This window comes from Streptomyces sp. NPDC096013, from assembly GCF_044763565.1.
GTDB lineage: Bacteria > Actinomycetota > Actinomycetes > Streptomycetales > Streptomycetaceae > Streptomyces.
Window position 1 is genome coordinate 197,573 of the sequence record NZ_JBIWGK010000007.1, and the last position, 20,108, is coordinate 217,680.

A 20,108-nucleotide genomic window follows, 5' to 3' on the forward strand; every position below is an offset into this window, starting at 1 on the left:
CTCAGGCACCCCTATCTCGCGTGCGCACGTTCACTGAACGAGGCCTAATCGCCACCTACTGCGATACGGTCAGATTCGCTCACACTCGAACCTATGGGGGCATTAGCGGATCAAGAGTGGCCATGCCATCGCTGCGGGGAAGCCGGCCCCACCGTGCATGAACGTGGACGGTTCGGCCTCATGGCGAGCTACTGCGAGAGGTGTTGGAACACCTACGCCAACGAGATGGCCGAAGCCGACGGAGCCACGGCCCCGCCGAGACCGGACCCCGACCCCGACGACGTGGCATGGATCGAGCCGCCACGTTGCCCGGAATGCGGCGCTTTGGTTCGCGTGTACCCGACCAACTACGATCGGTGGGTCAGCCTCGCCATGGTGGAGTTGCCCGCGAAAGACGTCCCAGCGGCCTTCAGGTGGCGTTTGACGAGGGTTCCGGACCGATCCCCCATCCCCACGGATATCGTGGCCGTACGGGTCCGTGGAATCGATCCGCTACCGAGTGAACCTGTCGTGCCGGCTCACCGCATGTTGTGCGTCCCCGAGTGAGGTGGCCGTAGATCGCGCGGCAGCGAGCCGGAGGCCCGGCCCCGTGTCCCCTGCGTGCCCGATCGAGCGGCGACCGGCGGGGAGCAGCGGGGAACGTCGGTGAGCGACCCGAGAACCGGCAGGTCAGCGTCTCACCAGGTCAACCCCGGTCCGCATACGCGATCTTCCAAACTAGCTACGCGGGTTCGATTCCCGTCGCCCGCTCCAGGCAGCTCAGGGCCAGGTCGGAGGATGATTCCTCCACCTGGCCCTGAGTCGTTCCCGGAGTCCTGTCATCTGGTGCGCCACCTGGTCACGACTCAGAAGCTGATCGAGTTGATCGTCTCCGCTATCGAGTTCAGGAACCGGTTGATGGACGGTGCCATGCCTGTCGAGGCGAGGAAGAAGCCGAAGAGGATGGCGACTATGGCTGGGCCCGCCTTGATCGATCCCCCTCGGATCAACACCACCAGGATGATCGCCAACAGCAGCACCACAGACAGTGAAATGGCCACAACTGATCACACCCTCGGTCGGTCCGCTCTCCCGGCCCGGGGACGCGACCCCGCGCACCCCCGCCAGGTCCATCGTGCCACCAACGCGGCCCACGTATGCGGCGGGTGACGCATCGTTGGTGGCAAAGGTTCGGAGGAGACGCGTTCGCAGGTCGTTCGAATAATTGGCACACGCACACGAACGGGCCTTTCCCGCGTACCCTTTTGCGCCTTTCGGTCGGTATTAATCGCGACATATTAGGTAGATTCCGGACGCGAGCCCGATGGTTTCACCGATTCCCACGGGCAACGCTAGGGTGCCTCAGATGTTCCACGCTGACACGCCCCCGGGCCAGAACGAACAGAGCAAACAGAACGAACAGACCACACCGCGCGACGCGTTCTTCGACAACGCGAAGTACCTGGCGATCCTGCTGGTCGCCATCGGACACTCCTGGGAGCCCCTCAAGGGCGACAGCAGAGTGCTCCAGGGGCTGTACATGGTCGTGTACAGCTTCCACATGCCGGCGTTCATCGTCATCTCCGGCTATTTCTCCCGCAGTTTCGACATGCGGCCGGCCCGCCTGAAGCGTCTCCTCACGGGCGTCGCGGTGCCGTACATCATCTTCGAGATCGCGTATTCGCTCTTCAGCCGCTACGCCAACCACGACCCGCACCAGAAGATCACCCTGCTCGATCCGCTGTATCTCACCTGGTTCCTCTGCTCGTTGTTCATCTGGCGGCTGACCACCCCGATCTGGAAGCTGGTCCGGCACCCGCTGGCGGTCGCCCTCGGCATCGCCATGCTCGCCTCCTGCACCCCGGAGCTGACCGACGACTTCGACCTGCAGCGGACGGCCCAGTTCCTGCCGTACTTCGTGCTCGGCCTGGTGCTGAAGCCCGAGCACTTCCAGTGGGTGCGCCGACGGGAGATGCGGGTCCTGGCGGTGCCGGTGTTCGCCAGTACGGTGGTCTTCGGCTATTGGGCGGTGCCGCGGATGAACGCGAGCTGGTTCTACCACCACGACTCCGCGCAGGAGTTCGCCGCGCCCTGGTGGGTCGGGCCGGTGATGATGCTCGCGATGTTCGGCTGCTCGCTGCTGCTGACCGCCGGTTTCTACTCCTGGGTGCCGAGCCGGAAGACCTGGTTCACGGCGCTGGGAGCGGGCACCCTCTACGGCTATCTGCTGCACGGCTTCGTGATCAAGGGGGCCGGCTACGCGGGCCTGTTCGACCACGCCTGGCTGCACCGGCCGTACGGCGTCGCCCTGGTGACCGCCCTCGCGGCCACCGTCGTCACGCTGCTGTGCACCCCGCCCGTACGACGGGTGTTCCGCTTCGTGATCGAGCCGGGCATGGACTGGGCGTTCCAGCGGGACGCGGCCCAACTGGCCCGGGAACGCGAGCAGTTCGAGCAGTCGCGGGGTCAGCGGCCCGTGCGCGAGAAGGTCAACGCCTAGACAGGTACGCCTACTCGGGGGCGCCGAGACCGAGAAGGGCGCGCATCCGGGCGTACTTCTCGGTCAGCCGGCTCCGGGTCGGTGCGTCGAGGACCGCGAGGCGGGCCGGGTCCGCGTTGTGCGCCATGTCCGCCTCCTTCACCAGGAGCGCGCCGGGGGTCGCGAGCACCCGCTCGGCGTACGCCTCAGGGGACTCCCCCGCCCGCTTGGTGACCGCGAGCACGATGTCCTTCGTACGACGGCTCAGCGCGGCCTCGCGCAGCCACCCCTCGGTGAGGGCGTCGTCCTCCACGGAGTCGTGCAGCCAGGCCGCGGCGATCTGCTCGGCGTCCCCGCCCCGCAGCCGCACCCCCTCCGCCACGGCCCGGAGGTGCTCGGCGTAGGGCCGTCCCGCCTTGTCGGTCTGGCCCTCGTGGGCGGCACGGGCCAGGGTCTCGACCTCGGCCTCGGTGAGATGCGCGGTCACTGGGACAGGGCCTGGGCCGCGGCCGTGGGTCCCTCGCGGCACACCAGCAGCAACGCCCGGTCGTCGTTGACGTCCTTGGCGACCGCCTCGATGAGGTGCCAGGCGGCGCCGTGGAAGCCGCCGGCGACATAGCGGTCGGCCTCGCCGGTGAGGCGGTCGATGCCCTCGACGATGTCCCGGTCGGAGGTCTCCACCAAGCCGTCCGTGAACAGCATCAACACGTCCCCTGGCCGCAGCGATCCCTTCACGGGGTCGAACTGGGCGCCGTCGTACACACCCAGCAGTGGCCCTTCGGCCGCCTTCTCCTCCCAGCGGCCGCTGCCCGCGCTGAGCTGGAGGCCCGGCGGGTGGCCCGCGGAGAAGAGTTCGTAGTCGCCGGAGTCGAGGTCCAGGACGAGGTGGATCGAGGTCGCGAAGCCCTCGTCCCAGTCCTGGCGGAGGAGATAGCCGTTGGCGGCGGGCAGGAACGCGTGCGGGGGCAGCGAGCCGAGCAGGCCGCCGAAGGCGCCGGACAGCAGCAGGGCGCGGGAGCCCGCGTCCATGCCCTTGCCGGAGACGTCGGTGAGGACCACCTCCATGGTCCGACCACCGTTCGTCCGGGCCGCGACCACGAAGTCGCCGGAGAACGACTGACCGCCCGCGGGCCGCAGCGCCATCTCCCGGTGCCAGCCCTGCGGGAGCTGGGGCAGCTTGCTCTGCACCCGGATCCGCTCGCGGAGGTCGAAGAGCATGGTGCCGCCGCGCCGCCAGGGAACGCCCACCCGGCTGCGGAACTGCGCGATCAGCAGACCGAAGAAACCGCACGCGGCCACCACGAGCACCACGCCCGGGGTCACCCGCGCCGGGCCCTCGGTGTACGGGCCGAGCCTCACCGACTCCACGATCAGCCCGGTGGCCGCCGCCCCATACAGACCGAGCAGGCTCGCGGGGCGCAGCAGCAGACCGCCGGCGACGATCGGGAGGACCAGCGCGTTCGGCGAGCACCACACCGGGTTGGCGAGCGTCACGGCCACGATCACCGGGATCGTGATCAGCAGCCCGGCCAGCGCGACCCAGTCCGAGCCGTCCCCGCGGAAGTAGTCGACGGCACTTCTGCGCAGGCCGGTGCGGACCCGGTGAACCAGCTTCCTCAACCGGGCCGTGAACGTGTCGGCCTCCGCGCGCCGCTCTCGTCCTGCTGCCATTAGTTCGGGACCCTATCCATCCGACCAGCCGCTTGGCACGGGAGGTCCCACTTGTCCCCCCTGCGAGGTTCAACTTCACAGTGAACTTCACCGGAGGCGTTCGCGGTGGCGCCGAACGGAAATTCCCTGGCTCGTCCCGCAATGCCCTGGTAGGCATGGCCCATGGGGACAGTCACGAAGAACACGCCTGCCGGGCCGGTCGAGCTGCGCGTACCGCGCCAGGACGAGTGGGACACCTGGTACGACAAGTTGCTCGACGCCTTCGGCGGCACCCCGGAGCCGCCCGAGGTGCGCGAGCTGTGGCGGGAGCTCACCGAGCTCGACCGCTCCCTCGGCGTCTGGGACGGCGAGACCTGCGTGGGGACGGCGGGCGCGTTCAGCTTCCGGCTCACCGTGCCCGGCGGCGCCTCGGTGCCGGTGGCCGGCGTGACGATGGTCAGCGTGGCCGCCACCCACCGCCGGCGGGGCATCCTGCGGTCGATGATGCGCCGCCAGCTGGACGACGTCCGCTCGTGGGGCGAACCGCTGGCCGTGCTGACGGCCTCCGAACCGGCGATCTACGGCCGCTTCGGGTACGGCGCCGCGACGATGAACATCTCCGCCGAGATCGACACGGACCGGGTGCGCCTCTCGGTGCCGCCGGGCACGGACGACGTACGCCTGCGCTTCGCCGAGCCGGCCGCCGTGCGCGACGCGTGCGAGGCGGTGTACGCGCGGCTGGTGGCCCGGCGGCCGGGGATGCTGGCGCGGCGGCCCGGGTGGGAGAGCCTGCCGCTGCTGGACCCGGAGAGCGAGCGGGAGGGCTCGTCGCCGCTGCGGTGCGTGGTCGCCGAGCGGGACGGTGAACTCGTCGGCTACACGCGGTACTTCATCAAGCCCGAGTGGGACGCGCAGGGTCCCAAGGGTTCCGTACGGCTGCGGGATCTGGAGGCGCTGGACCCGGCGGCGTACGCGGCGCTGTGGCGGTTCCTCTGCGAGATCGACCTGACGCGGAAGGTGACGACGCACAGCCGGCCCGTCGACGACTCCTGGCAGCATCTCGTCTCCGACATCCGCCGGTGCTCGATCCGGCAGCGGGACTCGTTGCACGTACGGCTGGTGGAGCTGGGGGCGGCGCTGGAGGCGCGGACGTATCAGGCGCCCGTGGACGTCGTGTTCGAGGTCGCGGACGCCTTCTGCCCCTGGAACGAGGGGCGTTGGCGGCTCACCGGCGACGCGAAGGGCGCGTCCTGCGAGCGGACCGACGATCCGGCCGATCTCGCGCTGTCCGTACGGGAGTTGGGGTCCGCGTATCTCGGCGGGGTGTCCCTCGCGTCGCTCGCGGGCGCCGGACGGGTGCGGGAGCTGCGGTCCGGGGCGCTGGCGGAGGCGTCGCTGGCGTTCGGGTCGGCGGTCGCACCCTGGCTGCCGCACGGGTTCTAGCCGTACCGCTGAACGCCCTTACGACTTCTGGCAGTTGGGGCACCAGAAGAGGTTGCGGGCGGCGAGATCGGCGGTGCGGATCTCGCCGCCGCAGATGTGGCAGGGCTGGTGGGCCCGGCGGTAGACGTAGACCTCGCCGCCGTGGTCGTCCACGCGCGGCGGGCGGCCCATCGCCTCGGGGGTGTGCTCGGGGCGGACGGTGTCGATGCGGTTGTTGCGGACGCCCTCGTGCATCAGCTCCACGAGGTCGGCCCAGATCGCGTCCCACTCGGCCGGGGTGAGGTCCTTGCCCGCGCGGTACGGGTCGATGCCGTGCCGGAACAGGACCTCCGCGCGGTAGACGTTGCCGACGCCCGCGATGACCTTCTGGTCCATCAACAGGGCCGCGATCGTCGTACGGCTGCGGGAGACGCGTCGGTACGCCGCGCTCGGGTCCGTGTCCTGCGGCGGGCGCAGCGGGTCGGGGCCGAGGCGGGCGTGTATCGCGTGCTTCTCGGTGTCCGTGATCAGGGCGCAGGTAGTGGGGCCGCGGAGATCGACGTACGACGTGTCGTTCGCGAGGCGCAGGCGGACGGTGTCCGTGGGCGGGGGCGCGGGGGCTCCGCCGAAGGCCACCTTGCCGAAGAGGCCGAGGTGGATGTGGATCCACTCCTCGTCCCGGAAACCGAGGAACAGGTGCTTGCCGTGGGCTTCGGTGCGGGTGAGTTCCGTGCCGTCGAGCAGCGCGGCGGCGTCACTGAACTTGCCCTGGGGGCTGGTGACGCGAGTGGCCCGGCCGGTGAAGTGAGCGCCGTAGTCCAGGGCAAGCCGATGAATCGTGTGCCCCTCTGGCACGTCCCGCACTTCCCTTCCACCCGCCCACCCGTCCAGGTCACTCGACAGGTGGGCGTTCCAAAGACCTCGGGGCTCCGCCCCGGACCCCGCTCCTCAAAAGCCTGGGCGGCTGATTCTGCTTACTGCTTGGGGTGATGCGCCGGAATCTCCGGCAGCTCCCCGGTCTCCTCGTACTTGGTCAGCATGTCGATACGCCGAATGTGCCGCGGGTCCTCGGAGAACGGCGTACCGACGAAGGTCTCGACGAACTTCGTCGCCTCCTCCGTCGTGTGCATCCGCGCACCGACGGCCACGACGTTGGCGTTGTTGTGCTGGCGGCCGAGCGACGCGGTCTCCTCGCTCCAGGCGAGGGCCGCACGCACGCCCTTGACCTTGTTCGCCGCGATCTGCTCGCCGTTGCCGGAGCCGCCGATCACGACGCCGAGGGCCTCGGGGTCGGCGGCCGCGCGCTCGGCGGCGCGGAGGCAGAAGGGCGGGTAGTCGTCCTGGGCGTCGTAGATGTGCGGGCCGCAGTCGACGGGCTCATGTCCCGCCTCCTTCAGCCACTCGACGAGGTGGTTCTTGAGTTCGAAGCCCGCATGGTCGGAGCCGAGATACACGCGCATGGGTCGAGTGTGACACGGCTGTTTCCGGGAAGCAGCTCCGGGGCCCGACCGGGTTAAATACAGGCAACGCCTCACAACCTCAAGGGAACCTCAAGTAACGATCTGGATTCAAAGGTTCAGGAATTCCTTTACCTCCGATTCACTGGACCGACTCGTACGCCGCTCGTACGAGCACCCCCACCGGAATCCCAACCGGCGTAAAGGAACTCCCCCCATGACTTCTGGTTCTGGCCTTCAGGCAGGACTCAAGAACCGGCATCTCTCGATGATCGCCATCGGCGGCGTCATCGGTGCCGGACTGTTCGTCGGCTCCAGTTCGGGCATCGCGACGGCGGGCCCCGGCATCCTGCTCTCCTACGCGCTCGTCGGCACGCTCGTGGTGCTGGTGATGCGCATGCTCGGTGAGATGTCGGCCGCGAACCCCACGTCCGGCTCGTTCTCCGCGCACGCCGACCGCGCGCTCGGCCGCTGGGCCGGTTTCTCCATCGGCTGGCTGTACTGGTTCTTCTGGGTCGTCGTCCTCGCCGTCGAGGCGACCGCGGGCGCCAAGATCCTCGAAGGGTGGATACCGGCCGTACCGCAGTGGGGCTGGGCGCTCATCGTGATGGTGGTGCTGACCGCCACCAACCTCGTGTCGGTCGGCTCCTACGGCGAGTTCGAGTTCTGGTTCGCCGGGATCAAGGTCGTCGCGATCGGCGCGTTCATCGTCATCGGCGCCCTGGCCGTCTTCGGCGTGCTGCCCGGCGCCCACACCGACAAGGCGGGCCTCGGCAACCTCACCGACCACGGCGGATTCCTGCCGAACGGACCCGGCGCGATCCTCACCGGCGTCCTGCTCGTCGTCTTCTCCTTCATGGGCAGCGAGATCGCCACGCTGGCCGCCGGCGAGTCCGAGGACCCGCAGCGCGCCGTCACCAAGTCGACCAACAGCATCATCTGGCGCATCGGCGTCTTCTACCTCGGCTCGATCTTCATCGTCGTCTGCCTGCTCCCGTGGAACGACCCGTCGATCAAGGCGCAGGGCTCCTACGTCGCCGCCCTCGACTCCCTCGGCATCGCGCACGCCGGCCAGATCATGAACTTCATCGTGCTGACCTCGGTGCTGTCCTGCCTCAACTCCGGCCTCTACACGGCCTCCCGCATGGCCTTCTCGCTCGGCGGCCGCGGTGACGCCCCCAAAGCGTTCGCCCGGACCACGTCCCGGGGTGTCCCGATGGCGGCGATCATCGCCTCCGTCGTCTTCGGCTTCGTCGCGGTGTTCTTCAACTACGCCTACCCCGACACGGTGTTCCTCTTCCTCGTCAACTCCTCGGGCGCCGTGGCCCTGTTCGTGTGGCTGGTCATCTGCGCGTCCCAGCTGCGCATGCGCCGGATCATCGAGCGCGAGTCGCCGGAGAAGCTCGTCGTACGGATGTGGCTGTACCCGTATCTGACCTGGGCGACGATCGCCCTGATCGTGTTCGTCCTCGGCTACATGCTCACCGACACGAAGGGCGAGAGCAGCGGCCGTACGACCGTGCTGCTGTCCCTGCTCGTCGCGCTGGCCGTCATCGCGGTCTCGGTGGTCAAGGAACGGGTCCGGGCCGGCCGGACGGCCGTCGTCGCGGACACCGACACGGACAAGGTGTCGGTGGGCTGAGGGAGTTCACAGCACGACGAAGCTGTTCCTGACCTTGTCGTAGGTCGCCAGGGCCTGCGTCTCCACGCCCGGCTGGTACCAGGTGTTGATCTGGTACGACTTCCCGTCCTCGTCGAAACCGAGCAGCCGGGCGTGCCAGGCAACGCCCTTGAGCGTGAACGTGTACTCCCACCTCACCGCCGGATGACCCCGGAACGTCGTCCTGTCGAGCCGGATCTTCCGGTAGTCCTGCCCCTGCCGGGCGCTCCGCTCCGACGCCTCCCACGTCTGCATCAAGTCACCGCGCGCGAGCGCCGACTTGCCGACGAGCTCCTGACTCCCGTCGGGTGACGTGTAGTGCACCTCGGCGCCCGTCTTCAGATCCCGCCGCCACCCCGCCGGCGTCGCCCAGGCGAAACCGCCCGCCTCTCGATGCGTGCCCGGAGGGAGAGTCGGGGGGCGGGAGGTGCCTTCGACCGTGGGGGACGGGGAGGGAGAAGGCAACCTGGACGAGGAGGCGGACGGTTCGGCCGACGTCGACGAGGCGGCCGACGAAGTACCGGACGAGTCGCCGGAGTTCGCGAGGATCGTGCCGGTGACCGCGGCTGCGACCACCACGGCCGCGACGGCGATCAGTGCGATACGGCGGCGAGTGCGGTGGGGGCGGCCCGTGCGGTCCGGAGTGAACGGCTGTGCGGGGCCCGGGAGTTCACCGCCGGGCGGCAGGGCCGCGGGGCGGGGCACACGGGCCGGGTGAGGGCCCAGGGCGGGGCGTTCGGGAGCGGGATGCGGTGGCGCCGGGCGCGGGGCCGGCGGGTGGGCCGGGAGCGGCGCGGGTTTCCGCTCGGTCAACGCTTGGGCGCGTGCGGCGAGTTGAGTGTCCACGCCGGACTCGGCTTGCGTGGCGGGTTCGGTCCGCTCCCCTTGATCGGCTCGGACACTTTGATCGGCGCGGGCACTTTGACCGGCTGCGGCGCTTTCACCGGGTCGGGCACGTTGATCGGCCCCGGCACTTTGACCGGCTGCGGCGCTTTCACCGGGTCGGGCACGTTGATCGGCCCCGGCACTTTGATCGGTCCGGGCGCCTTGATCGGCGCGGGCGCCTCGATCGGTTCGCTCCCCTTGATCGGCGCGGACGAAGGAGACACCCGTCCTCCGTGGCCCAGATCCCCGGGGGTTGCCGGACGGGGCCTCGGAGCTCAGCTCCGACGCGGCCTCGGACACGGCTTCGGACGCCGCTCCGGACACGGCCTCGCACACTGCTTCGGACGCCGCTCCGGACACGGCCTCGGACATCGCTCCGGCGGCGGAGACCGGTTCCTCCACGGCAGGGCGCTGCGTCGGTATCGCGTCCTCGACGGGGTGGGGGTGAGCGACGTGGTCGGGGTCGTACACCCGGGGATCGCGTGCCGCGCGGAGGAGCGACGGTTCCAGGAACACCGGGGTCGGTGACTCCCGATAGACCCCGGGTGGCGACTCCCGCTCCGACTCCGCGTCCGGCGCGGTGAGTTCCCCAGGCCCCTCGGCGCCCCGGGCCCTCTCCTCCCCTTCAGCTCCCCCCGCCCGCTCCTCCCCTTCAGCCCCCGCCGCCGGAAACGCCACCCGCGTCAGCGCCCCCTCCACCTCCTCCAGCCCCGGCCTCCCCGACGGCTCCTTCTCCAGCAGTGCCGCGAGCACGTCCCGCAACGGACCGGCCGCAGCCGGGAGTTCGGGCTCCTCGTACAGAACGGCGTGCAGCGTGGCCAGCGTTGTGTCCCGGGAGAACGGTGACCGCCCGCCGAGCGCGGCGCAGAGTGTCGCGCCCAGCGACCAGATGTCCGACGGCGGTCCCTGCGGGCGCCCGGAGATCCGCTCGGGTGCCATGTAGTCGGGCGAGCCGACCAGCATGCCGACCACGGTGAGCGCCGTGGCGTCCTGGATCGCGGCGATGCCGAAGTCGGTGAGCACGACGCGTCGGCCGCCGTTCTCGACGAGCACGTTCCCGGGTTTGATGTCCCGGTGCAGGACGCCACCCGCGTGCACCTGGCGCAGGGCCGCCACCAGGCCGAGCCCGATCGCGGCCACCTCGCGCGGGCCGAGCGCGCCGTCGTCGGTCAGCATGCGTTCCAGGGAGCGCCCGGCAACCAACTCCATGACGATCCACAGGCGTTCGCCCTCGTCGACGACGTCGTAGACCCGCACCACGTTCGGGTGGTCGATGCGGGCGGTCGCCCTGGCCTCGCGCAGGGTGCGCTCGCGGCGGGTGCGGGTGTCCTCCGCGTCGAGGCCGTCGATGCGCATTTCCTTGACCGCGACCTGCCGGTCGAGTATTTCGTCGGCGGCTCGCCACACCCGCCCCATTCCCCCCTGCCCAATGCTTTCGACCAGCCGATAACGTCCGGTCACCAAGAGCCCCGGAACTCCGCCGCCCCTCATGTTCCCCACATTCCCCGGCAATCCGCTGCACCCCCACAATGGTCACACTTCATGCCGTATCAGCATAGTGCGGAGAAATCTTGTGGTACCTCTTCAAGTACTGCGAATTCAGGCGCAGTCCCAGGGGGACACAGGGGAACGCAAGGGGGACGAACATGAGTTCTCATCGTGCTACGACCATGACCACGGACACGGCCAAGACCACGACCACATCCGCGACCCGGACCACCGCCAAGGCCATCGCGGGATCGCTGCTCACCGCATCTTTCTCGGCGGTGATGATCCTTTCCTTCAGCGCCTCGGCGGACGGCCAGGGGCCGGGAAGCGGAAAAGGCGGAAAGGCCGTGGACGCGGCTCCGGCCGGGGTGAAACTGACCACGCTCCTGCCGTCGAGGATCTCGGTCGACAACGGCACGAAAAAGACGGCGATCACCGCCACCGTGAAGAATGAGGGGACCAAGGCGAGCGGCGATGTCAATCTTCTGGTCGTCGGATTCGACGGCCTCAGGGTCAAGGGCGTGCAGGGCTGTTCGGCGATTGCCGAAAAGGATCTGCCGGCCGGTTCGAACAGCGGATTCACGTGCTCCGTGGGCGCTCTCGCCGCGGGCAGGTCGAAGTCGTACGCGGTCGACGCGACGTACGACCTGAGCAAGGCCGGGAAGATCTGTCTGCCGGTGATGTCCGCCGACGGCAAGAAGACGTTCTGGCAGCAGGGCCCGGTCCCGTTCGGTACGGCGAACCCGTCGCCGAACGCCCCGGCCACCCCGCTGCTGCTCGGCACCGACAACAAGCCGGTGGCACCGGGCGGCGACACGCTGCCCAAGACGGGCGTCGGCGATGACGTCCTGCCCCTGGGCGCGGCCGGCGCATCGCTGATCGCGGCGGGCGCGGCGGGCCTGTACTGGTCGCGGCGACGGCCGGAGGGGCAGGCCCTGCGGGGCTGAGCCGTAGGCGCCCGACGGGCCGGCCGGCCGAGGCCGGGCGGGGCCGGACAGGGAGGGCCGGGTCGCGGGAGCACCCGGCCCTCCCTCTCGCCTGCGCCGGGACACCCACCCCCGGACGCGCCGGAAAACCTGACGGCAGGTGTCAGGTTATGCGGTCAGCATGTCCCCCATGGACCACCCCACACAGCCGCTCATCCTGTACCCCGCCGACCCCGGCTACGAGGACGAACTCGCCGGTTTCCAGACCGGGTTCACCCTGCGGCCGGCCGTCATTTACGGCGTGCGCTCGGCCGACGACGTGATCGCCGCCGTACGGTACGCCGCCGCGAGGGATCTGCCGGTCGGCGTGCAGGCCACCGGGCACGGGCTGCCGGGCGGTTCTGAGGGCGGGGTGCTGATCACGACGCGGCGGATGGACGGGGTGCGGGTCGATCCCGAGGCGCGCACCGTCCGTGTCCGGGCGGGCGCCCGCTGGGCGCGGGTCGTGGCCGCCGCCGAACCCCACGGCCTCGCTCCCCTGAACGGTTCCGCGCCGGGTGTGGGTGCCGTGTCGTACACGCTGGGCGGTGGACTGGGCATCCTGGCAAGGGAGTTCGGATACGCGGCCGACCATGTCCGCGGCCTCGACCTCGTCACCGCCGACGGCCGACTGCGCCGGGTGACACGGGAGTCGGAACCCGAGCTGTACTGGGCGCTGCTCGGCGCCGGTCATGTCCTCGGTGTCGTCACGGAGTTGGAGATCGGCCTCGTCCCGGTGCGGACGCTCTACGGTGGTTCGCTCGCCTTCGACGGGCGGGAGGTCGACCCCACGGCCCTGCTGCGGGCGTACGAGGAGTGGACGCGGACCGTGCCGGACGAGCTGACCTCGTCCTTCGCTGCCGTACCGTACCCGGACATCCCGGCGCTGCCACCGCACCTGCGCGGACGGTACGTCCTCTCCGTGCGCGTCGCCTTCACGGGCAGCGAGGCCGAGGGGGAGCAACTCATCGCGCCGCTGCGGAAGTTCGGGCCGGTGCTCGCGGACTCGCTGCGGGAGATGCCGTACTCCGAGAGTCACACGATCCACAGCGATCCGCCCCAGCCGCACGCGTACTACGGGGACAGCGTGGTGGTGAGCGAGCTGGATGTGGCGCGGGTGGGCGAGGTGCTGTCGCTCGCCGGGCCGGACGCGCCCGGAATGTGCGTCGTCCAGGTCAATCATCTCGGCGGGGCGCTGGCGAGGCCCGCGCCGAACTCGGTGCCGTATCGCGAAGGACGGTTCCTGGTACGGCTGTTGGCCGTCGGGGAGCGGAAGGCCGTACGGGAGCGGTTGGACCCGGCGTTCGCGCTGCTCGCGCCGCACACGCTCGGGCGGACGGTGAACTTCGCGTTCGGGGCCGGTGACCGGACCGAGGGGCTATATGGGGCAGAGACACGGAAGAGGCTCGCCGGGATCAAGTCGTCGTACGACCCGGCGAACCTCTTCCGGCGGTAACGGCCGTATCAGCGCTGCTTGTTGACGAACTTCCAGGCCGTCGGGGCCGCACCCATCGCCAGGGCGGCCTTCAGGGCGTCGCCGATGAGGAACGGGGTGAGGCCCGCGGCGAGCGCGGCGCCGGTCGAGAGGTCGAGGCTGAGCGCCAGGTACGGGACGCCGATCGCGTAGATGATCGCCTCGCCCAGCAGCATCGTGCCGGCCATGCGCAGGACCGAGCGGTCGGCGCCGCGGCGGGCCAGGGCGCCGACGGCGGCGGAGGCGAGCAGCATGCCGACGATGTAGCCGAAGGAGGCGCCGCCGCCGGAGGTGCCCCCGGCGAACCACGGGACGCCGGCCAGGCCGAGCAGCGCGTACAGGGCGAGCGAGAGGAAGCCGCGGCCGGCGCCGAGGGAGGTGCCGACGAGGAGGGCGGCGAAGGTCTGGCCGGTGACCGGGACCGGGGAGCCCGGCACGGGCACGGCGAGCTGTGCGGCGAGGCCGGTGAGCGCGGCGCCGCCGAGCACGAGGGCGATGTCCCGCACGCGGGAGGCGGGCAGCAGGTCGGCGAGGACCTGGCCCGGGCGGGTGGTGGCGACGGCGGTACTCAAGGGGGACTCCGCAGGTTGACCGGGGTACAGGGGGACTTCGTGACGCTACCCCAGGGCCCTCGGGCCGATCACCGTCAGCGTCCGACAAAGGCGGGATCGGGGGCTTGGTGGGCTCCGGACAAAGGATGCCCGTTACACGCGCCGGGGCGTGATGCCGGTCACGCGGATGCCGTGCCGTCTCGCACACCGGCCGTCCCGTCGTCCCTCGCCGGCCGTCGTGGCGTCTCGCGCACCTGTCATCGTGGCGTCTCGCACACCGGTCACGGTCTGGGCAGCCGTGGTCCGCTTTGCTAGCTTCGAGCGCATGGTCGCCCAAGCCCGGAACTTCGCGTCGCGTCGCTATGTCGACCTGCGACGCCAGGCCACGGCGACCTGTTACCGCCCCTGAGGCGGGCGGAGCGGATCCGGTGCGCCTCGTATCCGAGACGGCGCACTGTCGGACCCGTTCCCGAGGAAGATCCCCATGCCCCGTAACGCGGCACCCCTTCTCGCCTCCCCCTCCCCCGCTTCTCTGCGCTCCCCCGTGCCCCGCGCCGCCGACAGCGACCGGCGCCGCACCAACGCGAGCGTCGTCCTGCGCTCGGTGCTGGAGCACGGCCCGGTGGCGCGCTCGACCGTGTCCCGGCTGACCGGGCTGTCCCCGGCGTCGGTCACCGACTACTGCGCCCGCTTCACGGAACTCGGGCTCATACGGGAGGCGGCCACACCTCAACGCTCGAACGGTGTGGGCCGGCCCCATGTGCCCGTCGACCTGGACGCGTCACGGTTCGTTATGGGCGGAGTCCATGTGGCCGTGCCCTATACGACGGTCGCGCTGCTGGATCTGCGCGGCCGGGTGCTGACCGAGCGCCGACTCGCGCACCACAGTACGAACCCCGCTCTGGTGCTGGCCCGCGCCGCCGAAGGGCTGGAGGCGCTGCTCGCGGGGGCGGCCGGGGCCACCCCGCTGGGGGTGGGGGTCGCCGCCGGTGGCTGGGTCGACCGGGACTCCGGGAGCATCGTCGACCATCCGCTGCTGGGCTGGCGGGACGTGCCGGTGCGCGAACTGCTGGGCGCCCGCACCGGGCTGCCGGTCCAGGTGGACGGCCACGCGCGGGCGCTGGTGAACGGGGAGCGCCTCTTCGGGCGGACGGCGCGCGGCAGCCGGAGCGTGCTGCACCTCTTCGTCGGCAATGTGGTCGACGCGGCCTTCGCGACCAACGACGAGGTGCACCACGGCCCGCGTTCGCAGGCGGGCGCGATCGCCCATCTGCCGCTGCGCGGCGGCACGGAACCCTGCGACTGCGGGCGCGTCGGCTGCCTCCAGGTCGAGCTGAGCGAGAGGACGTTGTGCCGCCGGGCGCGCGAGGCGGGCATCGTCGACGGGGTCAACCCGACGCATGTCGTGTCGGCGGCGGAGCGCGGAGACCCGGTCGCCGTACGGCTGTTGACGCAGCGGGCGCGGATGGTGGGGCGGGCGGTCGGGCTGCTGCTCGACATTCTCAACCCGGAGACGGTCGTCGTCACCGAACTGGGGGTGATCCGGCGGGAGGACTGCCTGCGGGCGCTGCGCGAGGAGGTCGGTGACGTGCGGGCGTCGGCTGTCGTGCCGACGAGTTTCCCGGATTCCGTACTGGCCGTGGCGGGCGGTTCGGTAATGCTGGATGTCCTCTACCGGGATCCCCTGAGCCTGTCACCGGGGCGTATTTAATTCAGAAACTCGGAATGTTGACAGCGGGCGCGCGTGGCCGGGAACATCCTGGTCATGAGCCTGAGGATGAGTTGTCGCACCTTTTGTTGCTGACCCGTTGACGCGCCCCTGGCGCCGGTCTCATCCTGCCTGAATTTCCTGTCCCGGACTGTTCCGTCTTTCGCCGTCCGTGAATTTCGCGCGCCTTCCCGCGTTCCCGTGACTTTGACCAGGAGTCCTCCCATGCCTCATTCCCGTGCGCCCGGCGTCGACCGGCGGCTCTTCCTCACCTCCGTGCTCGGTGCCGCCGCGGGCGTCGCCGGTCTCAGCGGCTGCGCCACGAGCAGCGCCGCCACCGCCAGGTCGGGGGCCGGCCTGTCCGCCCCGCTCGCCCAGAAGGTCCCGTCCGGCACGCGTCTGAAGATCGCCTCGTACCTGAACACCCAGCAACTCCAGTTCAAGCTGGCGAAACTGCCCAAGTTGCCGTTCACCGTGTCGAGTTGGGTGAACATCGGGGCCGGCCCGGATGTCATCAACGCGTTCCGCGCCAAGTCCCTCGACCTCGCCAACAACGCGGGCATCCCGCCGATCCAGGCGCACTACCAGGGCTACGACGCGAAGATCGTCGCGATCGACGTCACCCGCAAGCCGAACTACCTCTTCGCCACCAAGCCGGGCAGCGACATCCACACCGTCGCCGACTTCAAGGGCAAGAAGCTGGCCTTCTCCCAGGGGCAGGCCCAAGGAGTCGTCCTGCTGCGGGCGTTGAGGCAGGCCGGGCTGAAGTACGACGAGGTGAGACTCGTCCCGCTGACCAGCAACCAGTTCCTCACCGCCCTCCAGTCCGGCCAGGTCGACATCGCCCCGCTCGCCAACAGCCAGGCACCGGCGTACCTCAAGCAGTACGAGGCGAAGGGCGCCCGCGCGATCACCACCGATGTCGTAGACCTGCTCAATCTGCTGTGGGCGCCGTCCGCCGTGCTGGCCGACCCGGCGAAAGCGGCCGCGATCGCCGCGTACATCCCGCAGTGGGCGCAGGGTCAGGTCTGGCAGTACGAGCACCCGGACGTCTGGAACGAGGAGTTCTACGTCAAGACGCAGAACCTGACCCCGGCGCAGGCCGAGTCGGTCACCGCGCTCGCCAACAAGCCCTTCTTCCCGCCGAGTTGGGACGAGGCCGTGAAGTGGGAGCAGGAGACCGCCGATCTGCTCGCGGAGGGTGGGTTCGTGAAGAAGTTCACGGTGGACTCGCTCTTCGACCGGCGGTTCGAGGGGATCGCGGCGAAGGCCGTGGCGGCGGAGTACCGGAGGTGACGGCGATGACGACCTCCCAGACGCTGGACACGTCCGCCGCGACGTCCACGCCCTCGAACGCCGTGGAGGGTGCCATCGAGGCTCCGCGCAGGCGACGGCGCGGTCTCGCCCCCGGCAAGCGGCTGCCCGCTTCCCGGGTCGTCGGGCCGCTCCTCGTCCTCGCCCTGTGGGCCGCCGCGTCCGCCGCCGGGCAGCTGGACCCGGCCGCGATACCGGCGCCCTGGACGGTGCTGCGGACCGCCGGCCGGCTGTGGACGTCCGGCACGCTGCCCTCGGACATGCTGACCTCGCTGGAACGCGCCTCGTACGGCTTCGCGCTCGGCCTCACCGCCGGTGTCGCCCTCGCCCTGGCCGCGGGGCTGAGCCGGGTCGGCGAGGCGCTGATCGACGGGACCGTGCAGCTCAACCGGGCGATCCCGACCCTCGGCCTCATCCCACTGTTCATCCTCTGGCTGGGCATCGGCGAGACCTTCAAAATCGCCATCATCGCGATCGTCGTCTACATCCCGATCTACCTCAACCTGCACGCCGCGCTCTCCGGCATCGACCACCGCTACGTCGAACTCGCGGAGGTCCAGGGCCTGTCGAGGCTCCGGTTCGTCCGCCAGATCGTCATCCCCGGCGCCCTGCCCGGCTTCTTCGTGGGCCTGCGCCTCGGCGTGACCGGCTCCTGGCTGAGCCTGGTGGTCCTGGAGCAGATCAACGCCACCAGCGGCCTCGGCTACATGATGTTCCAGGCCCAGAACTACGGCCAGTCGGACGTCATCCTCGTCGGCCTGCTGATCTACGGCGTGTTCGGTCTGCTCTCCGACAGCGCGGTCCGTCTCGTCGAACGGAGGGTGCTGTCATGGCGCCGCACACTCAGCAGCTGACCACCACCGACGTGGTTCCCGCCGGAACCGCCGTTCACATCCGCGGACTCACCCGGTCGTTCGACGGGCGTACGGTTCTCGACCACGTCGATCTGGATCTGCCCGCGGGACAGTTCACCGCGCTGCTCGGGCACAGCGGTTCCGGCAAGAGCACGTTGCTGCGGGCGATCGCGGGGCTGGACCACGAGGTCGCCGGAAGTGGTCGGCTCGTCGCCCCTGAGCGGGTGTCGGTGGTGTTCCAGGACTCGCGGTTGCTGCCGTGGCGGCGGGTCCTCGACAACGTGCTGCTGGGGACGGAGGGCAAGGAAGCCGCCGCCAAGGGGCGTGAGGCCCTGGCCGAGGTGGGGCTCGCCGGACGGGAGCGGGCGTGGCCCAACGAGTTGTCCGGGGGTGAGGCGCAGCGGGCCGCGTTGGCCCGGTCGCTGGTGCGTGAGCCTGAACTGCTGTTGGCGGACGAGCCGTTCGGGGCGCTCGACGCGTTGACCCGGATTCGGATGCACGTGCTGCTCCGGGAGCTGTGGGAGCGGCATCGGCCCTCGGTGCTCCTGGTCACCCATGACGTGGACGAGGCGATCGTCCTCGCGGACCGGGTGCTGGTGCTTGAGCAGGGGCGGATCGGGCTGGACCTGGTGATCGAGCCCGAGGTGGCGCGGGCGGAGTACCGGGAGCGGTTGCTGTCGGCGCTCGGTGTTCCGTCGGATTCCCGCTGAGCGCCCGGGCTGTTCCAGCGCGCCGCCTTCTGGGGGCTCCGCCCCCAGACCCCCGTCAGCCCTGAAGGGGCCTCGTCCTCACACGCCGGACGGGCTGATGCGAGCCGACCTTGTCGAGAAGCCACCCCCGAGCCACCCCCGAACCCTCACCTGAAGGACCTCCCATGCCCCGCCGACTCCACCTGAACGCCTTCCTGATGAACACCGGCCACCACGAGGCCTCCTGGCGCCTCCCGGAGAGCAACCCCTACGCCCACGTCGAGCTGGACCACTACACGCGCCTCGCCCGGACCGCGGAGCGCGGCACCTTCGACTCCCTCTTCCTCGCCGACGGACCGCAGTTGTGGAGCAACCTCGCCCAACGCCCCGCCGGCGCCCTGGAACCGCTCACTCTCCTCACCGCACTGGCGACGGCCACCGAGCACATCGGCCTGATAGCCACGGCATCCACGTCGTACAACTCGCCCTACAACCTGGCCCGCAAGTTCGCCTCGCTGGACATCATCAGTGGCGGCAGGGCGGGTTGGAACATCGTCACGACCGCCGGTGCCGAGGCCGCCCGGAACTTCGGGCTGGAGCACGAGCCCGCGCACGCCGAACGGTACGCGCGGGCCGCCGAGTTCCTGGATGTGGTGCTGAAGCTCTGGGACAGCTGGGAGGACGACGCGATCGTCGCCGACAAGGCGGCCGGGGTGTGGGGCGACGACACGAAGATCCACCCACCGCGCCACCAGGGGACGTACTTCAGCGTCGCGGGCGCCCTCAACGTCCCCCGCTCACCTCAGGGTTACCCCCTGCTCGTGCAGGCGGGCTCCAGCGAGGACGGCAAGGCGTTCGCGGCACGGTACGCGGAGGCGGTGTTCACCGCGCAGCAGACCCTCGCCGACGCCCAGGCCTTCTACGCGGACCTCAAGTCCCGTGCGGAGGCGGCCGGCCGCAACCCCGAGCACATCAAGGTGCTGCCCGGCATCGTGCCCGTCCTCGGCGGGACGGAGGCCGAGGCGCGGGCCGGCGAACGGCTGCTGGAGGACCACATCGTGTACACGCACGGTGTGGACCATCTGGAGCGGCTGCTGCAACTACCTGCCGGGACACTGGAGTTGGATGCCCCGCTCCCCGCGGACCTGCCTCCCGAGGACGCCATCGAGGGCGCGAAGAGCCGCTACACGCTCGTCGTCGAACTGGCCCGCCGCGACCGGCTGACCGTACGGCAGCTCATCGGCCGGCTCGGCGGCGGGCGCGGGCATCTCACCGTCGCCGGTACACCGGAGCAGGTGGCCGACGCGATCGAAACGTGGTTCACGCAGGGCGCCGCCGACGGCTTCAACATCATGCCCGCGGTCCTCCCGTCCGGCCTCGACGCCTTCGTCGACCACGTCGTCCCCCTCCTCCGCGCCCGCGGCCTGCTCCGCACGGAGTACGGCCCCCGCACGACCCTCAGGGAGCGCTACGGCCTCCCCCGCCCCGCCAACCAGTACACCCGGTCCACCACCCAACCCGCCCTCGTCTGAG

The 20,108-nt window shown here is 70.3% G+C and carries 18 protein-coding genes; 11 read left to right on the forward strand and 7 right to left on the reverse strand.

Features of this window, described 5'->3' with window-relative positions:
- Positions 1–225: 225 nt before the first annotated feature.
- Positions 226–546: a DUF6083 domain-containing protein gene (locus ACIRB1_RS24445; protein ID WP_403466956.1), complete on the forward strand. Its 321-nt coding sequence runs from the start codon at positions 226–228 to the stop codon at positions 544–546.
- Positions 547–845: 299 nt separating this feature from the next.
- On the opposite strand, the gene ACIRB1_RS24450 is transcribed toward ACIRB1_RS24445, so the two are convergent.
- Positions 846–1,040 (reverse strand): hypothetical protein, encoded by a 195-nt coding sequence (locus ACIRB1_RS24450; RefSeq protein WP_026178055.1) that lies wholly within the window; start codon positions 1,038–1,040, stop codon positions 846–848.
- Between the two features lie 305 nt (positions 1,041–1,345).
- Here ACIRB1_RS24450 and ACIRB1_RS24455 point away from each other — a divergent pair, with 305 nt between their 5' ends.
- Positions 1,346–2,479 (forward strand): acyltransferase family protein, encoded by a 1,134-nt coding sequence (locus ACIRB1_RS24455; protein WP_403466957.1) that lies wholly within the window; start codon positions 1,346–1,348, stop codon positions 2,477–2,479.
- 10 nt (positions 2,480–2,489) lie between these two features.
- On the opposite strand, the gene ACIRB1_RS24460 is transcribed toward ACIRB1_RS24455, so the two are convergent.
- Positions 2,490–2,945 carry an HD domain-containing protein gene (locus ACIRB1_RS24460; protein ID WP_403466958.1) on the reverse strand — a complete coding sequence of 152 codons (456 nt, stop codon included), beginning with the start codon at positions 2,943–2,945 and terminating at the stop codon, positions 2,490–2,492.
- Positions 2,942–4,129: a PP2C family protein-serine/threonine phosphatase gene (locus tag ACIRB1_RS24465; RefSeq protein ID WP_403466959.1), complete on the reverse strand. Its 1,188-nt coding sequence runs from the start codon at positions 4,127–4,129 to the stop codon at positions 2,942–2,944. The genes ACIRB1_RS24460 and ACIRB1_RS24465 overlap by 4 nt, the downstream gene beginning before the upstream one ends.
- Before the next feature lie 162 nt (positions 4,130–4,291).
- Here ACIRB1_RS24465 and ACIRB1_RS24470 point away from each other — a divergent pair, with 162 nt between their 5' ends.
- Positions 4,292–5,551, forward strand: a complete 1,260-nt coding sequence (locus ACIRB1_RS24470; protein WP_403466960.1) for a GNAT family N-acetyltransferase — start codon at positions 4,292–4,294, stop codon at positions 5,549–5,551.
- Positions 5,552–5,569: 18 nt separating this feature from the next.
- On the opposite strand, the gene ACIRB1_RS24475 is transcribed toward ACIRB1_RS24470, so the two are convergent.
- Together ACIRB1_RS24475 and ACIRB1_RS24480 are read right to left on the reverse strand one after the other, a co-directional pair.
- A complete protein-coding gene (locus ACIRB1_RS24475) occupies positions 5,570–6,385 on the reverse strand; it encodes an Fpg/Nei family DNA glycosylase (protein ID WP_403466961.1) in 816 nt (271 codons plus the stop codon).
- Between the two features lie 119 nt (positions 6,386–6,504).
- Positions 6,505–6,990 carry a ribose-5-phosphate isomerase gene (locus tag ACIRB1_RS24480; protein ID WP_352182549.1) on the reverse strand — a complete coding sequence of 162 codons (486 nt, stop codon included), beginning with the start codon at positions 6,988–6,990 and terminating at the stop codon, positions 6,505–6,507.
- Between the two features lie 214 nt (positions 6,991–7,204).
- Here ACIRB1_RS24480 and ACIRB1_RS24485 point away from each other — a divergent pair, with 214 nt between their 5' ends.
- A complete protein-coding gene (locus ACIRB1_RS24485) occupies positions 7,205–8,629 on the forward strand; it encodes an amino acid permease (protein ID WP_352182548.1) in 1,425 nt (474 codons plus the stop codon).
- 6 nt (positions 8,630–8,635) lie between these two features.
- Here the strand turns inward: ACIRB1_RS24485 and ACIRB1_RS24490 are convergent, their stop codons facing one another.
- On the reverse strand, positions 8,636–10,948 hold the full coding sequence (locus ACIRB1_RS24490) for a protein kinase (protein WP_403467147.1): 2,313 nt from the start codon (positions 10,946–10,948) through the stop codon (positions 8,636–8,638).
- Positions 10,949–11,301: 353 nt separating this feature from the next.
- Here ACIRB1_RS24490 and ACIRB1_RS24495 point away from each other — a divergent pair, with 353 nt between their 5' ends.
- A complete protein-coding gene (locus tag ACIRB1_RS24495) occupies positions 11,302–11,967 on the forward strand; it encodes an LPXTG cell wall anchor domain-containing protein (RefSeq protein ID WP_403467148.1) in 666 nt (221 codons plus the stop codon).
- Between the two features lie 169 nt (positions 11,968–12,136).
- Positions 12,137–13,441: an FAD-binding oxidoreductase gene (locus ACIRB1_RS24500; RefSeq protein ID WP_403466962.1), complete on the forward strand. Its 1,305-nt coding sequence runs from the start codon at positions 12,137–12,139 to the stop codon at positions 13,439–13,441.
- Between the two features lie 8 nt (positions 13,442–13,449).
- On the opposite strand, the gene ACIRB1_RS24505 is transcribed toward ACIRB1_RS24500, so the two are convergent.
- Entirely contained in the window at positions 13,450–14,031 is a 582-nt protein-coding gene (locus ACIRB1_RS24505; protein WP_352182545.1) for a biotin transporter BioY, read from the reverse strand.
- A gap of 463 nt (positions 14,032–14,494) precedes the next feature.
- On the opposite strand from ACIRB1_RS24505, the gene ACIRB1_RS24510 reads away from it, so the two are divergent.
- The 5 genes from ACIRB1_RS24510 to ACIRB1_RS24530 all read left to right on the forward strand — a co-directional run bounded on the left by ACIRB1_RS24510 (position 14,495) and on the right by ACIRB1_RS24530 (position 20,107).
- On the forward strand, positions 14,495–15,721 hold the full coding sequence (locus ACIRB1_RS24510; RefSeq protein ID WP_403466963.1) for an ROK family protein: 1,227 nt from the start codon (positions 14,495–14,497) through the stop codon (positions 15,719–15,721).
- 222 nt (positions 15,722–15,943) lie between these two features.
- Positions 15,944–17,014, forward strand: a complete 1,071-nt coding sequence (locus tag ACIRB1_RS24515; RefSeq protein WP_403466964.1) for an ABC transporter substrate-binding protein — start codon at positions 15,944–15,946, stop codon at positions 17,012–17,014.
- Between the two features lie 5 nt (positions 17,015–17,019).
- The gene (locus tag ACIRB1_RS24520; RefSeq protein WP_403466965.1) at positions 17,020–17,886 is read left to right on the forward strand and encodes an ABC transporter permease; all 867 of its coding nucleotides are present in this window, start codon (positions 17,020–17,022) and stop codon (positions 17,884–17,886) included.
- Complete coding sequence (locus tag ACIRB1_RS24525; RefSeq protein WP_403466966.1) at positions 17,862–18,596, forward strand: ABC transporter ATP-binding protein; 735 nt, start codon at positions 17,862–17,864, stop codon at positions 18,594–18,596. Before ACIRB1_RS24520 ends, ACIRB1_RS24525 begins: the two co-directional genes overlap by 25 nt.
- Positions 18,597–18,760: 164 nt before the next feature.
- Positions 18,761–20,107: an LLM class flavin-dependent oxidoreductase gene (locus tag ACIRB1_RS24530; RefSeq protein WP_403466967.1), complete on the forward strand. Its 1,347-nt coding sequence runs from the start codon at positions 18,761–18,763 to the stop codon at positions 20,105–20,107.
- The last annotated feature ends 1 nt before the right edge of the window (position 20,108 follow it).